Source organism: Streptomyces sp. NRRL F-5122 (assembly GCF_001507435.1).
Classification (GTDB): Bacteria; Actinomycetota; Actinomycetes; order Streptomycetales; family Streptomycetaceae; genus Streptomyces; species Streptomyces lannensis.
This window is the reverse complement of the sequence record NZ_LMWH01000278.1, coordinates 72,503-88,792: the sequence shown is the minus strand read 5'-3', so window position 1 is coordinate 88,792 and position 16,290 is coordinate 72,503. Positions and strand designations below refer to the sequence as shown.

Below are 16,290 nucleotides of genomic sequence, written 5' to 3'. Positions count from 1 at the left end.
TGGCCCGGAGCCGGTCGCGGATGCGGTGGTCAGCCGGCGAGTTCGAGGAGCCAGCGCGCGCGGGCGACGACCGCGGGGTCGACGAAGCGTCCGCGGTCGTCGAGCCAGGCCGCGTTGCCCGCGCGTTGGGCGCGGTGCAGGGAGTCGACGAGCCGGCGGGCGTCCTCGACCTCCTCGGGCCCGGGCGTGAAGGCCGCGTTGACCGGGGGAACCTGGCGTGGATGGACGACGGATCGGCCGAAGAACCCGTGGGCGCGGGCGCGTTCGGTGCCGGCCTTGAGGCCTTCCAGGTCGGCCACTTGCGTCCAGACGCTCTGGACCGGCCCGGAAAGTCCGGCAGCGCGGGCGGCGTTGACAGTGCGGGCGCGTGCCCAGCCGAGCGCTTCGTCGCCGTTCACCCTGAGATCTGCGGCGAGGTCGGCTTCGCCGAGCGAGAGCAGGACCACCTGCGGTGCGGTGGTGGCCAGTTCGTAGGCCCGTTCCACCCCGAGGGCCGTCTCGAACAGCAGATGGAGCGGGGCGTCGACCCGGTCCAGTACGGCCCTGATGTCGTCGGGGCTCTCGCACTTGGGGAGTCTGAGGCCCTGCACGGGTGCGCCGGCGAGCGCCTCCAAGTCGTCCTGCCCGTCGGGGAGCCGTACTTGGTTGATGCGGAGCCACAGCGGTTTGGGCCAGGTGGCGGCCACCGCCTTGACCGCGTGTGCGCGCGCCTGGTCCTTGCGGTCCGGGGGCACGGAGTCCTCCAGGTCCAGGACGACGGCGTCCGCTTCGCCCGCCATCGCCTTGTCCAGGAGGTCGGGCCGGGTGGCGGGGACGTAGAGCCAGGAGCGTACGGCGCCGGCCGTCCGCGGGATGCCCGTCATACGACGCCCCGTTCGGCCAGGGCGGCGAGTTCCTCGGCGTCGACGCCGTAGCGGCCGAGCACTTCCGCCGTGTCCCGGCCCTTGCGCGGACCGGGCCAGCGGACGGCCCCCGGGGTGTCGCTGAGCCGAAAGGGCACGTTCTGGAACCGGATGGTGCCGAGCTCCTCGTCCTCCACCTCGGTGATGGTGTCCAGGGCCTGGAACTGCGGGTCCTCGAAGATGTCACTCATGTCGTAGATCGGTGCGACGGCCGCCTGGGCATCCTCGAAGGCCTCGACGACCTCGCTGCGGGTGCGGTCGGCGATCCATGAGCCGACCGCCGCGTCGAGTTCGTCCGCGTGCCGGGCGCGTTCGGCGCCGGAGGCGAACCACGGCTCGTCCACGTACTCGGGACGGCCGACGAGGCGCATGACCCGTTCCGCGATGGACTGGGCGCTGGTGGAGACGGCGACCCAACTGCCGTCCTTGGTCCGGTAGGTGTTGCGCGGGGCGTTGTTCACGGAGCGGTTGCCGGTGCGCGGCTGGAGTTGCCCGAGCTGGTCGTAGGTGATGGCCTGCGGCCCGAGCAGGGTGATCATCGGCTCGATGATGGCCAGATCGAGCACTTGGCCGCGTCCGGTGCGCTCACGGGCGTGCAGCGCGGTCATGATGCCGAAGGCGGCGGTGAGGGCGGACACGCCGTCGGCCAGTCCGAAGGGCGGAAGGGTCGGCGGTCCGTCGGGCTGACCGGTGATGGCGGCGAAGCCGCTCATCGCCTCGGCCAGGGTGCCGAAGCCGGGACGTTTGGCGTACGGGCCGATCTGGCCGAAACCGGTGACGCGGGCGAGCACGAGGCGGGGGTTGATCTCGGCGAGGGCCTCGTAGCCGAGGCCCCAGCGCTCCAATGTGCCCGGCCGGAAGTTCTCGATGACGACATCCGTGTCCGCGACCATGCGGCGGAAGATGTCCTGCCCCTCCGGGCTGCCCAGATAGAGGGTGACGGCCTTCTTGTTGCGGGACAGCATCTTCCACCACAGGCCCACGCCGTCCTTGCTCGCGCCGTGGCTGCGTACCGGGTCGCCCTTGGGGTGTTCGACCTTGGTGACGTCGGCTCCGAAGTCGGCGAGCAGGGTGGCCGCCAGGGGCCCGGCGAAAAGGGTGGCGATGTCCAGCACCTTGATGCCAGCGAGGGCCGAGCCCCTGGCGGACGGGGCGGCGGGTGCGGTGTCGGTCATGGAGATCCTTCCGTTGTCGCGTGGGAGGAGACCTTGGGCGCGGCCACGGGGCTGGTACCGGTCCACCCCAGGGCGGTGGAGATGTCGTGGGCCGCCGCGACCACTCGGGGTGCGCAGGCGCTGACGAACTGCGACGTGAAGCGGGAGCGGGGACCGCATACGGACACCGAGCCGCGGACGTCGCCGTCGAGGCCGAACACAGCCGAGGCCACCGAGCCTGCGTCGGCCTGGCGCTCGCCCTGCGAGCTGGCGTATCCGAGTTCCCGGACGGCCTCTAGTTCGGCGCGGAGCGCATCGGGGTCGGTGTGGGTGCTGCCGGTGAGAGCCGGCAGGCCACCGGCGAGGATCTCCTCGCGTCGCCCTTCCGGCAGGAAGGCGAGGATGCACTTGCCCGAACTGCCCGCGTGCAGGGGGAACCTGCGGCCGAGTTCCACGGTCATCTTCACCTCGTGAGTGCTGACGATCTGGTCGACGTAGACACGTCCGCCGGGTACGAGCGCGGTGAGGGTCACCGTCTCCCGCGTCTCCTCCTGCAGTCGCCGAAGGGCGCTTGCGGCAACGGCGCGCAGATCGAGTTCGCGCAGTGCACGGGCTCCGAGCGCGGCCGCGGTCGCGCCCAGGCGGTACAGCCGGGTCTGCGGGTCGAGGGTGACCATGCCGCGGGCGACGAGGGTCTGCAGGATGCGGTGCACCACGGCCTTGCTGAGGCCCAGTTCCCGTGCGATGCGGGAGACGCCGAGTTCGTCGGGTCCGTCGGTGAACAGCAGCAGCACGTCGATCACGCGGCCTGCGGTCTCGGTTCCGGGTTGAGTCGTCATGGGCTCATTCTCGCCTGCCCTGGGAGTGTGATCACGGGTGTGTTCCCGTGTCGGACTCTTTGTCCGTACCGCTCAATGGAACATCAGAGAAGCACTGGTTCCGGGTGAGGTCAAGAGCTATTCCCCAGTAAACATCAGGTTTTCCCGGGCTTTGCCGAGGGGTATTGACGGAATCCCGAACACGCTGGAATCATCGATATATGAAAGTGTTCCGCTGGATGGAACATTTGGAGGGAGGTGGACAGGTGCCCGTCGACCCGTCCCGCGAAAAACCCCACCAGGCCGGCGATCCCAAACGCGCGGCCGCCACGAAGACCGAGGAACTCGCCCGCTGGGCCTCGCAACTGTCCTGGCCGGACGTCCCCGAAGCCGTACGCGAGCGCTTCTCCCTGGTCCTGTTCAACACCCTCGCCGTCACGGTCGCCGGATCGCGTACCGAGGGGCAGCGGCGCATCAGGAAGTTCTGGCCCACGCCGCCGGGCGGCGCGCCCGTGCTGGGCACCGACATCCGCACCCAGCCCGACGCCGCCGCCTACCTCAACGCGACGGCACTGGTGTGCTGTGAGCTCGACGAAGGGGGCAAGTACGCCAAGGGACATCCCGCGGGACACACGTTCCCGGCGATCCTTGCCCTCGCCGCCTCCCTCGGCAGCTCGGGCGAGGACACCGCACGTGCCCTGCTCGCCGGGTACGAGGTGGCCGCACGCTTCGGCCGTGCCACCGCACTCGCACGGGGTGTCCACCCCCACGGCAACTGGGGCGTGAGCGGAGCCGCCGCCGGTTGCGCCGTACTGCTCGGACTGCCCGCGGCAGGCGTCGCGGCCGCCGTCGACACGGCCGCGGGCCTGGCCGTGGCCGGGCACTTCGACTCGGCACTCGACGGCCACCGTGTGCGCGACGCCTGGATGGGAGCCGCCGCCATGTCCGGACTCGCCGCCGCACGGCTCGCCGCCGCGGGCGTCGTCGGCAACGGCGGTACGGCGGCCCTGTCACTCGGCAGCCTGCTCGGCTCGTTCGACCCGGCCGCTCTCACCGACGGCCTCGGGGACGACTGGCAGATAGCGCACAACTACTTCAAACGGCACGCCTCGTGCTCGTACACGCACCCTGCCGCCGACCTGGCGCTGCGGCTGCGCAATGGACCCCTCGCAGGACTGACCGCCCATCAGGTCGCGGACGCCGTGACCGAGATGCGGGTGGAGACGCACGCGCTGGCCGCGCCGTTGGACCGCACCCACTGGGACGGCCCGCTCGGCGCGATGTTCTCCATCCCCTACGCGGTGGCCGCCGCCCTGCTGGACGGTGCGGTCGCCCCTGCCACCGCGGAGGCGACCCAGGCCGACAGACCCGAACTCTTCGCCCTCGCCGGGAAGGTCACCGTACGCGAGGACCTCGCCCTGACCGCCCGGCTCCCGCACGAGCGCCCCACCCGGCTCACCGCGGTCCTCAAGAGCGGCGAGCACGTCGTGCTGTTCGCGCCCCACCCGGTGGGCGACAGCAGCCACCACCCCTTCACGGCCCGGACCCTGCCCGGCGTGCTCACCGGCCTGCTCGGCGACGAAGCCCTGGTGGAGTACCTGCGGCGGGCCGCGAACCACCTGCCCAAGGCCGACGACGTGGGATCGCTGCTGCGGGACCTCACCCACCTCACGACCCCCTCGACGGCGAGTACCGGAGGCACTGCATGAAAATCCACTCCGTCACCCCGGTCCGCGTCGACGCGGCCGAGCTGACACGGCGACGCGACCGCTACCGGCGCCTGTCGCCACCCGGTGTGGACGTGGTCCTGGAGGACGGCGGCCCCGAAGTGCCCCGGCAGTTCGCGACGCGGGACGACATCAAGACCTCGACCTCCGCCGTCGCCAAGGCACTCACGAAGGCGTCCGCCGAGGACTACACCGTCCGCATGCCGGACTGCGTCCTGGACCCGGCCGTCCCGGTGACCCCGGACGGCTCGGCCGTACCGACCGTCGGCATGCTGCGCCTCACCGCCGGCCATCTGGCCGCCACCGGCACGGTCTTCGGCGCCGTCACCCGAAACCGGGCCATCGGCGACGCCCTCGCCGAACGCATCGAGGAGTACGGCCTCGGTCCGTGGTTCGCCGGGGTCACCGTGCTCGACCTCGACTTCGACACCATCCCCGACACCCTGCGATGGAACGAGGCCGTACGCCGGGCGCTCGACGAATTCGCCGTCCGCGGCGTGACCGCCGTGATCAACGGCTGCTCCGCCGTCGACACGGACACCCCCCACCCGGTGCAACTGGTCGACCCCGCGGAACGCGCCCTGCGGCTGCTGGCGGCAGGGGTACGGGCATGAGCGGGGGCGTGCCGGAGGACGACGGACAGGGGCAGGACGGCGCGGTCGACCTCGTCGTGGCGGGTGCCGGCGGGGGACTCGCGGGTGCGCTCAGAGCGGCACAGGCCGGACTGAACGTCCTCGTCGTCGACGCGGACGAACAGTTTCTGCGCGGCAACAACACCTCCATGTCCACCGCGATGATCCCCGGCGCGGGCTCGCGCTGGCAACGCGCGGCGGGGATCGAGGACAGCCCCGCGCGTTTCCTCGCCGACATCACCGCCAAGACCCACGGCACCGCGGACCCCGCACTCTCCGCAGCCCTCGCGGGGATCAGCGCCCCGCTGGTGGAGTGGCTGGCCGACGAAGCGGGACTGCCGCTGACCCTCGTCACCGACTTCAGTTATCCGGGCCACTCCGCGGACCGCCTGCACACCGTGGAAGGACGGCACGGCTCCACGCTGCTACGGCACCTCTACGACCGGGCACGGTCCTCGCCCCGCATCGACCTCCTCGTCCCTGCCCGCCTGGCCGATGTCGAGCGCGGCCCGGGCGGCGAGATCACCGGCGCGGTCCTCGCGTACCCGGGCGGGCGCGAGGAGACCGTCCCCGCACGAGCCGTCCTGCTCGCCACCAACGGGTACGGCGCCGACCGCGAGCTCGTGGGCCGTCACCTGCCCGAGATCGCCAAGGCCGAGTACCATGGTGGCCAGTTCTCCAGGGGCGACGGCCTTCGTATCGGCCTGAAACACGGCGCACACGCCGCCTACCTGGACGCCTATCAGGGCCACGCAGCGCTCGCGCGCCGGTCGCGCACCCTCGTCGGCTGGGCCACCATCATGCACGGCGCGGTGATGGTCGACAGGGACGGCCGACGGTTCGGGGACGAGACCACCGGCTATTCCGAGTACGCGGCCGCCCTCGCGGCCCGTCCCGGAGCCCGCGGATGGATCGTCCTCGACAAGCGCATCCACGACTTGTGTCTGCCGTTCACAGACTTCCGCCAGACGGTCGACGCCGGAGCACTCACATGGGCCGACGACCCGGACGGACTCGCGGAGCGTACCGGCTGCGACGCCACCGCCCTGAGCGACTCGATCGCAGGCCAGGCCGCCGGAGCCCGCGGGGCGGCGGAGCCCGATCCCTACGGCCGGACGTACTTCGAGGAGCCGCTGCGTCCTCCCTACGCGGCCGTCGAAGTGATCCCCGCCCTGTTCCACACCCAGGGCGGCCTGGCGGTGGACGAACACGCCCGCGTCCTCACCGAGGACGGAACGCCGATTCCCGGACTGTTCGCGTCCGGCGGCGCGGCACACGGCATCTCGGGACGCGGCGCCGACGGCTATCTGGCCGGCAACGGCCTGCTGCCGGCACTCGGTCTCGCCTGGCAGGCGGCGAACACGCTGTCCCGCACCCACGCACACGGAGAGAGGCTCAAGCACACATGACCGAACTGGACCTGCTGATCAAGAACGTGCGCCTGGTGAAGCACAACGCCGCGGACATCCCCACCACCGACATCGGCGTCAAGGACGGCGTCTTCCACCGCATCGCCCCCGGCATCCCCGCATCGGACGCCCGCGACGTCGTCGACGGCAAGGGACTGCTGGCCTTCCCCGGCGTCGTCGACGCCCACCAGCACTGGGGCATCTACAACCCGCTGTCCGACGACACCGCGACGGAGAGCCGGGCCTGCGCCCAGGGCGGCGTGACCACGGCCCTTACGTACATGCGGACCGGCCAGTACTACATGAACCGGGGCGGCAGCTACAACGAGGTCTTCCCACTGGTCCTCGAGAACGCGGGAGGCCGGTCGTACGTCGACTACGGCTTCCACCTCGCGCCGATGCAGAAGTCGCACATCGCGGAGATCCCCGAGCTGATCGCCCGCTTCGGCGTCACCTCCTTCAAGGTGTTCATGTTCTACGGCAGCCATGGCCTGCACGGCCGGTCGGCGGACCAGAACGCGTTCCTGATGATCCCGCCGGACGAGCGCTACGACCTGGCGCACTTCGAGTTCGTCATGCGAGGGGTGCAGGCGGCGCGCGAGGCGTACCCGCAGTTCGCGGACGCCATCTCCCTGTCGCTGCACTGTGAGACGGCGGAGATCATGACGGCGTACACCAAGCTGGTGGAGGAGGAGGGCAAGCTCGACGGCCTCGCCGCGTACAGCGCGTCCCGCCCGCCGCACTCGGAAGGCCTTGCCGTCACCATCGCGAGCTACCTGGCCGCCGAGACGCAGCTGCCGAACATCAACCTGCTGCACCTGTCCTCGCGCAAGGCCATCGAGGCGGCCATGCTGATGGCGAAGACGTTCCCCCAAGTGAACTTCCGGCGCGAGGTCACCATCGGCCACCTGCTGGCCGACATCGAGACCGCGTCGGGCATCGGTGGCAAGGTCAACCCGCCGCTGCGGCCGCAGGAGGACGTGGACGCGCTGTGGGAACACCTGGTGGCGGGCCACATCGACTGGGTGGTCAGCGACCACGCGTGCTGCAAGGAGGAGACGAAGTTCGGGGACCCGAAGAGCGACGTCTTCGCCGCCAAGTCGGGCTTCGGCGGCACCGAATACCTGCTTCCGGGTCTCGTGGGTGCGGCGCCCGGGCACGGCCTGCCGTTGCAGAAGGTCGCGGAACTGACCGCATGGACTCCCGCACAGCGCTTCGGGCTCGCCGCCAAGGGCGCGATCGCCGAGGGCTACGACGCCGACCTCGTACTCGTCGACCCCGCGCGGTCCTGGACGGTGGACGCGGCGGACTCGGAGTCGGCGCAGGAGTACACGCCGCTGCAGGGTCTCGAGATCCGCGCAAGGGTGGAGTCGACGTTCCTGCGCGGCCGCCAGGTCTACACGGACGGCAAGGTCATCGGGGACCCGGAGGGCCGCTACCTGTCACGGCCGACCACACGCTGAGAGGGCGGTACCGCCTCCGCGCGGAAGCGGTGCGGAGGCGGCCGTCGCACCCCGGTGATGTGCCGTCGACGCCGGCCCACACACCAGGCGCCTCCAGCGTGCAGCCGAAGGCCCGCTTCGCGTTGGAGGATTTTGCACACGCCTCATCCAGGGGTCGGTGCCGACCTGTTGAGCCATGACCGCATTTCGCCGACGACTCAGTCGTGCGGACGGTCCTCGTCGTCCGAGCCCGTCATACCGCCGTGCCGTGTTGGCGCAGGACGCCGGGAACGGGTCGCGTCCGGCCCGTACTCGGCATCGGTGGACCGGGCCGTGGCGCAGGCCGCCGCGAGCTGATCGAGCAGGGCTTCCGTGGAGGGGTGGGCGTCGTGCCGTGGTGTGAGGGTGTGAATGCCGCGCGTAGGGGGATCGACGAGCGGCACCGCCGTCACATCGGCCCGCAGCGCGTACCTGAGCACTCCGGGTATCAGCGCGATGGCGTGACCGGTCGCCACCAAGGCCAGTTTGCCGTGCAGGTCGGCCGCCGCGAGGTCGATGCGGGCGCTGACTCCGGCGCGAGTCGCGTGCCGGCGCAGCAACGCCGCCGAACCGTCGTTGTCCTCGGCCCAGACCTCGTCGGTCAGGGCCCGGATGTGCACCGGGCCGCGGCCCACCTGCGGATGGTCGACCGGCAGGACGACCATCATCTCGTCCACCGTGAGCAAACGGCGTTCCACCTGCGGGTCGTTGGGCAGCCCTGGCGGTGCGTCCGTGACGACGGCGACGTCCAGATCACCGGCGATGACGCGGCTGTGCAGCTGCGCGCTCAGCCCGGGCAGAAGGCTCCACCGGACGTGTCCGGCCTGCCTCAGCAAGCCCCGGATGGCTTCGGGTACGACTCCCGCGGCAAGAGAGGGTGTCGCGCCGACGGCCAGGGGGCGGTCGAACGCCCCGTCCCGTGCGTCCTGTACGGCGCGAACGGCGCGGTCCGCCTCCCTGAGCGTGGCCAAGGCGTGGCGCCGGAAAACCTGGCCGGCCGGCGTCGGGCGCACACCGCGCGCATGGCGCTCCATCAGCGGTACGCCGAGTTGCCGCTCCAGCCCGGCGATCTGCCGGGAGACGGCCGACTGCGTGTGATGGAGCTCGGTGGCCGCCGCAGACAGCGAACCGAGTCGGCACACGGTCACGAAGGTCCGCCACACGGTCAGTTCCATGGCGCCAGTATGCCTGTCAGGTATGCGGGTTCCGCAGGGCAGGCATGCGAAATCTGCGCTTGTCGCATCCACCGAGGTGCACCACTCTGGCGGGCATGACCACACCGCACACGATCGCCGTCGTCGGCCTGGGGCGCATGGGTGGCGCGATCGCCGAACGACTGACTGCCCTGAACTGGGACGTCGTCGGCTGGACACGATCCGGGCGCACATCAGGCACCGTCAAGACGGCCGCCGATCCGCACGAGGCCGTTGCGAAGGCCGACATCGTGCTTCTTGCGCTGTTCGACGGCCCGGCTTGCCGGCAGGTCCTCGACGACGTCCGCGACTCACTGCGAACGGGCGCGATCGTGCTCAACACCAGCACCATTGCACCGGCCGAAGCGTCGAGCCTCGCCCGGCAACTCGGCTCGTCGTATGTCCACGCACCGGTTCTCGGCTCCGTGTCCACCGTCTTCGCGGGCGCCCTGCAGTTTCTCGTCGCCGCCGACCACAGCGCGTACGACCGTGCCCGGCCGGTGCTCGAAGCGCTGGGCACCGTACGACGCATGGACGATGCCGCGACGGCCGCCGCGCTGAAGCTGATCGCCAACTGCGCGCTCGCAGGCAGCGTTCTTGCGCTGCGCGATGCTCTGCAGCAAGCCGACGCCCTTGGACTGCCCCGCGCCCAGGTGCTGGACGTCCTTGAACTCGGCCAACTCGGGGGGCTCGTCGCCCGCAAACGGCCGCTCCTCGGCGTCCGGTCGAGCGTGACCACGGCTGAGTTCACGATCGGCGCGCTGGCCAAGGACATGGGCTTGTTGGCCGCGGCATCGAACGTTCCCCTGCAGGGAGCGGCCGCTCTTGCCGAGGACGCCGAGGATCCGGAGGCCGACATCGCCCTTGCCGCCACGGTTTCGGCTGTCGGGGACGCCGTGCTGGAGCCGCTGCGCGCATACATCAGGGGACACGCGACAGGCTCTCCCGGCCCGTTCCGCGAAGCGTTCCTGCCCAGCGCCCACATCGAGGGAATCCGCGACGGTGCCTTCACCTCGTGGAGTCTGGACGACTACTGTGCGCTTTTCCCCGGCCATCCGGCCCCGGACGAACCGGCCCGCGCCCGCCGCATCGACTCCGTCCAAGCGCATGGCACCGTGGCGACCGCGACCATGACGCTCCGGCACGGCGCGGACATGTTCACGGACGTCTTTTTGCTCGTGAAGGTCGGTGGAAACTGGCGCATCGCCAACAAGGCATACCACCGCCACTCCTGAGCGGACGCTTTGCGTGTCCTGTGTGCGCCACACGGCTCCCGCATTGACGCGGGGCGCTGTGATGGCCGCCGGGACGGCGGCCGGGGTGCGTCCGGTCGTCGTGAACTCAGGGGCTTCTTACGCCGCCCGATTGCCCGACGTGTGGCAAGGTGGACCCTCCATCAGGAGTGGTCATATGGATCGACGCCCTGCGGCCGCTCGCGCCCGATACCTGACTCGAAGTGCACCGCGTTCATTGTCGTAGTGCCGATGCAGGGTGCCTGTTCGCTGTGGATCGTTGCGTCACGCCCATTGCAGTGGCGCTCGGAAACGCTCTTCGAGCGTGCCGCATGAAGGCCTCGCTTGGTACCGCAGTCGGGCGCCTGTGGCGATCGGGGGGCGTCAGTGTCGACTCTGGGCGGGGGCCCGCCTGGCGTCGCGCTCGTCGGCCTCTTCTTCGTACTGGTCTTCTTCCTCTTCGCCGTTGTCCTCGTCTTCGTCCTCGTCCTCGACCTCGTCCTCGGGTTCCTCTTCTTCGTACTCGCCCTCCGGTTCTTCCTCCTCCTCGTCCTCGGGTTCCTCTTCTTCGTACTCGCCCTCCGGCTCTTCCTCGGCCTCGCCCTCGGGTCCCTCTTCTTCCTCGGCCTCGCCCTCGGGTTCCTCTTCTTCGCTTTCGGCGCCTTCTTCCTCCTCGGCGATCGCATCCTCGTGGGTGCGGACGACCTCGCCGTCGCGGATCTCGCCGCGCCAGCTGTCCTCGGCCTCGCCCTTCAGGGTGATGAATCGCACGAAGTTCTTGAGGTCGAGGCGAGCCCGGCGGCCCTGAGCACGCCAGATGTTGCCGGTCTTCTCGAAGAACCCGCTGGGGTAGTACTCGATGACCAGCTCGATCCGCGTGAGGTTCTCGGCGAGCGAGTGGAAGGAGACAACGCCCTTGGTCGTGCCCTTGGCGCCCTCGGACGTCCAGGAAATGCGGTCGTCGGGCACCTGCTCGGTGGTCTGGGCCTTCCAGCTGCGGTTGGACCACCACACCTTCAACTGCCAGTCGGAGTGGGTGTCGTCGGCGCGGCTCGCACTCTTGACACCCTTGGCGAAGGTGCTGAAGTCCTGGTACTGGGTCCACTGGTCGTAGGCGGTGCGTAGCGGCACGCCGACGTCGATGGACTCGATGATGACGGTGGGTTTGTTGCCCCCACGGCCCTTGCGCTTACCCTTGCCGCCGATGAGGCCCTTGAAGGCTTCGCCGATCTTGTCCTTGGCCTGGCCGGCTCCCGTCTCCAGAATGGCACGCAACGGGCCCTTGCCCTCCGCGAGTTTGCGGCCGCCCTCCAGTGCCATCTTGCCGAAGCCGGGACTGTTGCCCTCGGCGATGTCGTTGAGCTTTCCGGTGGTCTCGCCGAGCTTGCGACCCGCGCCGGCGAGCATCCGCTCGGCCTGAGCCATCAGATAGCTCTGGAGCTCCTTCTTGAGGTGGTCGACCGCTTCGCTCTGGGCGAGCTGGGACAGTCCGCCCTGCGCTCTGCCGTTCGCGGAACCGACGGTGTCTGCCATCGTCACCGCCTCCTTTCACCGGCCGACCCGCTGGTGGCGCGCCGAGTGCCGCCCCTCGATGCGGCGGCCTTCCTCGCGGGAGCCTTCTTCTCAGGGGCCTTCCTGCTGGCTTTCGGGGTCTTCTTGGCTGCAGCCTTCGTGCCCGTGGGCTGCTCGGCGGGCCGCGCCTTGGTCGGAGTCTTCTTCGCCGCCTCGCGCGGCGGGGCCTCCTCCTCGGAAGCCTCCTCACTGCCCTCGACCTCTGCCGACTCGGCGCCCTCCTTGTCCTCCTCGACTTCCGAATCCTCTTCGTCTTGCCGGCCGGGCAGGTCGGAGGTCTCCGGTGCAACGCCGGAGAGTTGCTCGCGCGCGTGGTCGGTTCGGCCGTGCAGCCGCTCGGCGAGACCTTCGATCTGCCGCTCGACCAGCGCGCCGGAAGCGGCCTTGCCTACACCCTGCAGGTTCTGGCGCAGCTGGTCGCCGATCTCCTTGAACTGAGGATTGTTCCGCAGCTGCTGGTTGACCAGTTCCGCGAGTGCCTTGGGGTTCGGCGGCATGCGCTTTCCGGCCACCAGGGTGCCCAGTGCGAGGGCGAGCTTGGTGTGCTTGGTCCGTCCGAGGATGTATCCGGCCCCTATGGCGAGGCCCAATGCCACTCGATTCATCGTGTCGTCCCGTCGGCCGTTCCCGGTGTATGCCCCATACCGATCTCCAGTCGGTCGAGCAGTGCGTCCTCTTCGAGGTCGAACTCCGCCTCTGTGATCTCGCCCTCCTCTAGCCGGCGCTCGAGGAGAGCGAGTTCGGCCCGGACGGCTGCCGGGTCGTAGTAGATTCGCTCGGCCTCGGCGATCACCTGCCTGATCACCCAGAGGCTGCCGCGCGCCGGTGCGAACGGCAGCAGCAGCGCCTCGCTGAGCAGTCCTCCCATGGTCACTCCTCGTCCGTGGCCGTGTTCGTCGTACTCGCCGCGGGCCCGGCAGGGCCGGGCTCGACGAAGCTGTACGGCGGCAGCGGCCCGTTGACCCGCACGTTGAGGTGCGGGTGCTTTCTGGGGACCCTTTCCACGGCGGCCAGGAACTCCTCGGCCGAGTCCTGGGGCACCAGGAAGGAAAGGTTGGCCAGCCAGCCGGTGGATTCGGGGCCGGTGCTGACGGCCTCGGCAGCCGGTTCGAGCACGCTCTGGAGCTCCGCGGCGTCCTCCTCCTCGCGGCTCTGCACGGCGGCGGCGACCATCTCGCCGAGCCGCAGCCGGTCCTGGTAATCACCACCGTCGGCCTTTCGACCGGCCTCGACCAAGGCGCGCAGCTCCGGATTCTCCATCACCACCCGCTGCAGCACCGCCTCTTGGTCATGGCTTGCCTTGACGTTGTACTCGACCCTGCCTTCCAGGGCCGTCAGTCGCTCCAGGTAGTGCTCGGTGCGCTCGTGGAGCACCTGGACGACGGCATCGTCGTCCAGGGCAATGCTGTCGAATCGCATGGGCAGCACGGGGCCACCCGCGCCTGCCTCGCTGAGCACGTTCTGGTGGGCGAGAAGGTCCCTGCGCTTGGGCCGCAGTCCCCCGGGGGTGTCGCTGACGATCGCCGCGAGTTCGCCTTCCTTGAGGATCCTTACGGGGCGTGGCGGATCCCCGACCCCGGCCACGTCCTTGGGGAGCGCGGGGTGAGAGGCGGCGGCGATGCCGTAAACGTACGTGCTCACTCCTCCTCCTCTCTCTTCATGCGGCCGGGCGCGGCCTTGGGCGGCCGCCTCTGGCCTTGGCCCGCGTCACGTTTTGAGGCGTCGGAGATGGTCTGCGCGGCTCCGGTCAGGGCGCCCTTCGACTTGCCTCGCACGCCCGACTCGGTGATCTCGCCGACGAGGTCGGGAAGCCCGGGGGTCCTGCGCGGTCCGGCTTCCAGATCGAGCCGGTTGCACGCTTCAGCGAAGCGCAGATAGGTGTCGACGCTTGCGACGACGACCCGTATGTCGATCTTCAGAATTTCGATGCCGACGAGGGAGACACGCACGAACGCGTCGATGACGAGTCCTCGGTCGAGGACCAGCTCCAGGACGTCGTACAAACCGCTGGAGCCGCCGCCCCCACCGGTCTGTTGTGTCGGGACAACGGTCATGCCGACGGCTCCTTGTCGTGTGTGGGTCATCGGTCTGCTGCCGATGAGCGTCGGCCCTGCCGCGTTCGTGTCGGCCAAGCGGGCGAGTTCGCCATCCGCGGTGACTTCACCTCATACCCGGCGAGCAGGCTATGTGTGTCGGACCTGCGTGCTCCAGGATCTCGCCGGTACTCACCCGTCCTCCGTGTGCTCGGGGAGCGACACGGACCCGGGTGGGGCCGGTGAGCTTGGTGAATGTCCGGGGCCAAAGCGCAACGCCCTGTCGGGCTCAGTCGGTCCTTCGCCGCCTTCCTTCGATTGCTGGGCGAATTCGCGAACTTTTCACGTGGCGTGCCGGATATCTCCTAGCAACGCGAGTGCCCAGCGTCTCCCGTACAAACATGCGAACCCTGTCTTCGGGCTACGGAAATGGATTGGAGTGCGGTACCGCGCCCGACTGGTCACGCGAGGCGTACTGCACGACAACCCTCGGTGGCAGAGCGTGGCAACGGGGCGCCCCGCCTGCCTACGGGGGGAAGGGCGCGCAACCCTGAGCTGGACGTAACCGACCGACGGTGGGTTCAGTCGGTCCAACAGATCCCCCCAATAGTTCGACCGGCGACCATACCTGACCGCAGTCGTCGCCCAACGGGGCTCCCATCGCATTACGGTGCCACGACACCCTCCACAGGCGGCCGGGGTGCGGCCGCCATCCACTCCTCGTCGATGCCTGCAGCGGGCCGCTGCTCGGCGGGGGCGCAGAACCCGGCATCGCACCGGCAGCCGGTGGGGGAGAAGAGGTGGAGAAAGAAGGCTGTAGCTGATCGTGGAGGTTGATGGCGGCGGCCGCCTTGGGCTACGGCTTGAAGGCGTCCTTCACCTTGCGTGCGCCACCTTTTGCCTTCTCCTTGGCTTCGCGCAGGTCCCCCTTGGATTTCTCGGCATGGCCCTTCGCTGTCATCTCCTCATTGCCGATGGCACGCCCGGTGCCCTCCTTGACCCTTCCCCGGGCCTGCTCCGCCTTGGCCTTAATTCTCTTGTTTGTATTCATCTCAGGTTCGCCTTATTCGTAGAATCTGGTCGTCCTCAGTGTCTCTCATATTCAGCGAGAAGGCAGCTGTCGGTAACCCGGCTTAGGGGTGGCTTAGGGGTCCGCGCAATGCAGACTGTGGCGAACCCTCTTGATCGCGTCATCAGCGGAAAGAGCGGTGTAGTGACACGACGGTGCAGGGTGCCGAGCCCAAGCGACCCGGCTGGTCACCTCACCAGTAGTGGCGTCGTCCTGCGACCGCGTGTCCTATCGCCCCGAGGACCCACAAGATCACTCCGATGACTGCCAGGATGATCCCGATGGTCCACAGAATGGCTATGCCGGTGACGAGGCCGACGACCAGCAGTATGACTCCCAGAATAATCATGATGCCTCCTCCGGGAAGTGGTGGCTATTCCAGTGTGAACTGCGGAAGCTCCGGAAGAGCCATGTCCAGCTCGATTACTTTCCTTGGATTTATTCTGCGCGGCGGGATTTGTGATGCGCGACGCGCAGGCGGGCTTCGGTGGGCATGAGGGGCGAGCCGGTGGACTGGTGGGCGGTCCGCAGCGGGCCTTCGCAGAGGTTTTTGAGGGCGGTGTCAGGCGTCCCCTGAGGGGTGAGGGTGAGTGTGATGTGGGCGTGAGGGTGGGAGAGTCGGCCTGTGATGCGGACATTCGCCCGCTGAACGCCGGGTAGAGCGCCGGCTTCGGCGCCGATCGCGTCGCTGAGCGCCCGGGCGCTCAGTTCGATGCCTTCCTGCGGGGGGCTGCCGCCGACCGGGATCCCGCCGGGGTGACGCCGGGGCAGTTGGGCCAGCAGCCACCACAGGGCGAGCGCGGCGATGACGACGAGGGCGGCGATGACTGCGGGCCACCACCACCAGCCCTGGCTGCTCCAGCGCGCCCGGTCGGACGAGCTGAGCAGGACGTCGCCCGGGGTGGTGAGGGGCCAGCCGGCCGGCGGTGCCAGGTTGTGGCTCCTGTAGAGGTCGATCCCGGCGCTGATGATCAGAAGGCCGCCGCCGAGCAGGACCAGTCCGGTGAGGGCCAGCAGGATCCGGTTGAATACGGGGCGCGGTGTCATGGCGGGATCTCCGGGTGGTGG

Annotated in this window: 17 protein-coding genes; 5 read left to right on the top strand and 12 right to left on the bottom strand. The window is 69.4% G+C overall.

What is annotated here, in order from left to right; translation table 11 throughout:
• Positions 1 to 29 precede the first annotated feature (29 nt).
• From ADL25_RS38700 to ADL25_RS38690, 3 genes are read right to left on the bottom strand one after another with little or no spacing between them, the layout of a single operon-like run.
• The gene (locus ADL25_RS38700) at positions 30 to 863 is read right to left on the bottom strand and encodes an HpcH/HpaI aldolase/citrate lyase family protein (protein ID WP_059132597.1); all 834 of its coding nucleotides are present in this window, start codon (positions 861 to 863) and stop codon (positions 30 to 32) included.
• Positions 860 to 2,077 carry a CaiB/BaiF CoA transferase family protein gene (locus ADL25_RS38695; RefSeq protein ID WP_059132596.1) on the bottom strand — a complete coding sequence of 406 codons (1,218 nt, stop codon included), beginning with the start codon at positions 2,075 to 2,077 and terminating at the stop codon, positions 860 to 862. The genes ADL25_RS38700 and ADL25_RS38695 overlap by 4 nt, the downstream gene beginning before the upstream one ends.
• The gene (locus ADL25_RS38690; RefSeq protein WP_059132595.1) at positions 2,074 to 2,895 is read right to left on the bottom strand and encodes an IclR family transcriptional regulator; all 822 of its coding nucleotides are present in this window, start codon (positions 2,893 to 2,895) and stop codon (positions 2,074 to 2,076) included. The genes ADL25_RS38695 and ADL25_RS38690 overlap by 4 nt, the downstream gene beginning before the upstream one ends.
• 245 nt (positions 2,896 to 3,140) lie before the next feature.
• Here ADL25_RS38690 and ADL25_RS38685 point away from each other — a divergent pair, with 245 nt between their 5' ends.
• The 4 genes from ADL25_RS38685 to ADL25_RS38670 are packed head-to-tail and all read left to right on the top strand — an operon-like array spanning position 3,141 to position 8,105.
• On the top strand, positions 3,141 to 4,583 hold the full coding sequence (locus tag ADL25_RS38685) for an MmgE/PrpD family protein (protein ID WP_234381215.1): 1,443 nt from the start codon (positions 3,141 to 3,143) through the stop codon (positions 4,581 to 4,583).
• Positions 4,580 to 5,215, top strand: coding sequence for an aspartate/glutamate racemase family protein (locus ADL25_RS38680; protein WP_059132594.1), 636 nt, complete (start codon positions 4,580 to 4,582; stop codon positions 5,213 to 5,215). The genes ADL25_RS38685 and ADL25_RS38680 overlap by 4 nt, the downstream gene beginning before the upstream one ends.
• Complete coding sequence (locus tag ADL25_RS38675; RefSeq protein ID WP_059132593.1) at positions 5,212 to 6,642, top strand: FAD-binding protein; 1,431 nt, start codon at positions 5,212 to 5,214, stop codon at positions 6,640 to 6,642. The genes ADL25_RS38680 and ADL25_RS38675 overlap by 4 nt, the downstream gene beginning before the upstream one ends.
• The gene (locus ADL25_RS38670; protein WP_059132592.1) at positions 6,639 to 8,105 is read left to right on the top strand and encodes a dihydroorotase; all 1,467 of its coding nucleotides are present in this window, start codon (positions 6,639 to 6,641) and stop codon (positions 8,103 to 8,105) included. Before ADL25_RS38675 ends, ADL25_RS38670 begins: the two co-directional genes overlap by 4 nt.
• A gap of 197 nt (positions 8,106 to 8,302) precedes the next feature.
• On the opposite strand, the gene ADL25_RS38665 is transcribed toward ADL25_RS38670, so the two are convergent.
• Positions 8,303 to 9,298 carry a LysR family transcriptional regulator gene (locus tag ADL25_RS38665; RefSeq protein ID WP_079050879.1) on the bottom strand — a complete coding sequence of 332 codons (996 nt, stop codon included), beginning with the start codon at positions 9,296 to 9,298 and terminating at the stop codon, positions 8,303 to 8,305.
• A gap of 95 nt (positions 9,299 to 9,393) precedes the next feature.
• Between ADL25_RS38665 and ADL25_RS38660 the strand changes: the two genes are divergently transcribed.
• Complete coding sequence (locus tag ADL25_RS38660) at positions 9,394 to 10,551, top strand: nuclear transport factor 2 family protein (protein WP_059132591.1); 1,158 nt, start codon at positions 9,394 to 9,396, stop codon at positions 10,549 to 10,551.
• Between the two features lie 381 nt (positions 10,552 to 10,932).
• On the opposite strand, the gene ADL25_RS38655 is transcribed toward ADL25_RS38660, so the two are convergent.
• The 8 genes from ADL25_RS38655 to ADL25_RS38625 all read right to left on the bottom strand — a co-directional run bounded on the left by ADL25_RS38655 (position 10,933) and on the right by ADL25_RS38625 (position 16,269).
• On the bottom strand, positions 10,933 to 12,081 hold the full coding sequence (locus ADL25_RS38655) for an SRPBCC family protein (protein ID WP_059132590.1): 1,149 nt from the start codon (positions 12,079 to 12,081) through the stop codon (positions 10,933 to 10,935).
• Between the two features lie 2 nt (positions 12,082 to 12,083).
• Positions 12,084 to 12,725, bottom strand: coding sequence for a hypothetical protein (locus ADL25_RS38650; protein WP_059132589.1), 642 nt, complete (start codon positions 12,723 to 12,725; stop codon positions 12,084 to 12,086).
• Positions 12,722 to 12,988: a gas vesicle protein GvpG gene (locus ADL25_RS38645; protein ID WP_059132588.1), complete on the bottom strand. Its 267-nt coding sequence runs from the start codon at positions 12,986 to 12,988 to the stop codon at positions 12,722 to 12,724. The genes ADL25_RS38650 and ADL25_RS38645 overlap by 4 nt, the downstream gene beginning before the upstream one ends.
• A gap of 2 nt (positions 12,989 to 12,990) precedes the next feature.
• The gene (locus tag ADL25_RS38640) at positions 12,991 to 13,761 is read right to left on the bottom strand and encodes a GvpL/GvpF family gas vesicle protein (protein WP_059132587.1); all 771 of its coding nucleotides are present in this window, start codon (positions 13,759 to 13,761) and stop codon (positions 12,991 to 12,993) included.
• Positions 13,758 to 14,174 (bottom strand): gas vesicle structural protein GvpA, encoded by a 417-nt coding sequence (locus ADL25_RS38635; protein ID WP_059132586.1) that lies wholly within the window; start codon positions 14,172 to 14,174, stop codon positions 13,758 to 13,760. Before ADL25_RS38635 ends, ADL25_RS38640 begins: the two co-directional genes overlap by 4 nt.
• Positions 14,175 to 15,009: 835 nt before the next feature.
• The gene (locus tag ADL25_RS38630; protein ID WP_059132585.1) at positions 15,010 to 15,204 is read right to left on the bottom strand and encodes a CsbD family protein; all 195 of its coding nucleotides are present in this window, start codon (positions 15,202 to 15,204) and stop codon (positions 15,010 to 15,012) included.
• 211 nt (positions 15,205 to 15,415) lie between these two features.
• A complete protein-coding gene (locus ADL25_RS50070; protein ID WP_147317788.1) occupies positions 15,416 to 15,571 on the bottom strand; it encodes a DUF6131 family protein in 156 nt (51 codons plus the stop codon).
• Positions 15,572 to 15,660: 89 nt separating this feature from the next.
• Positions 15,661 to 16,269, bottom strand: coding sequence for a hypothetical protein (locus ADL25_RS38625; protein ID WP_059132584.1), 609 nt, complete (start codon positions 16,267 to 16,269; stop codon positions 15,661 to 15,663).
• Positions 16,270 to 16,290: the final 21 nt, after the last annotated feature.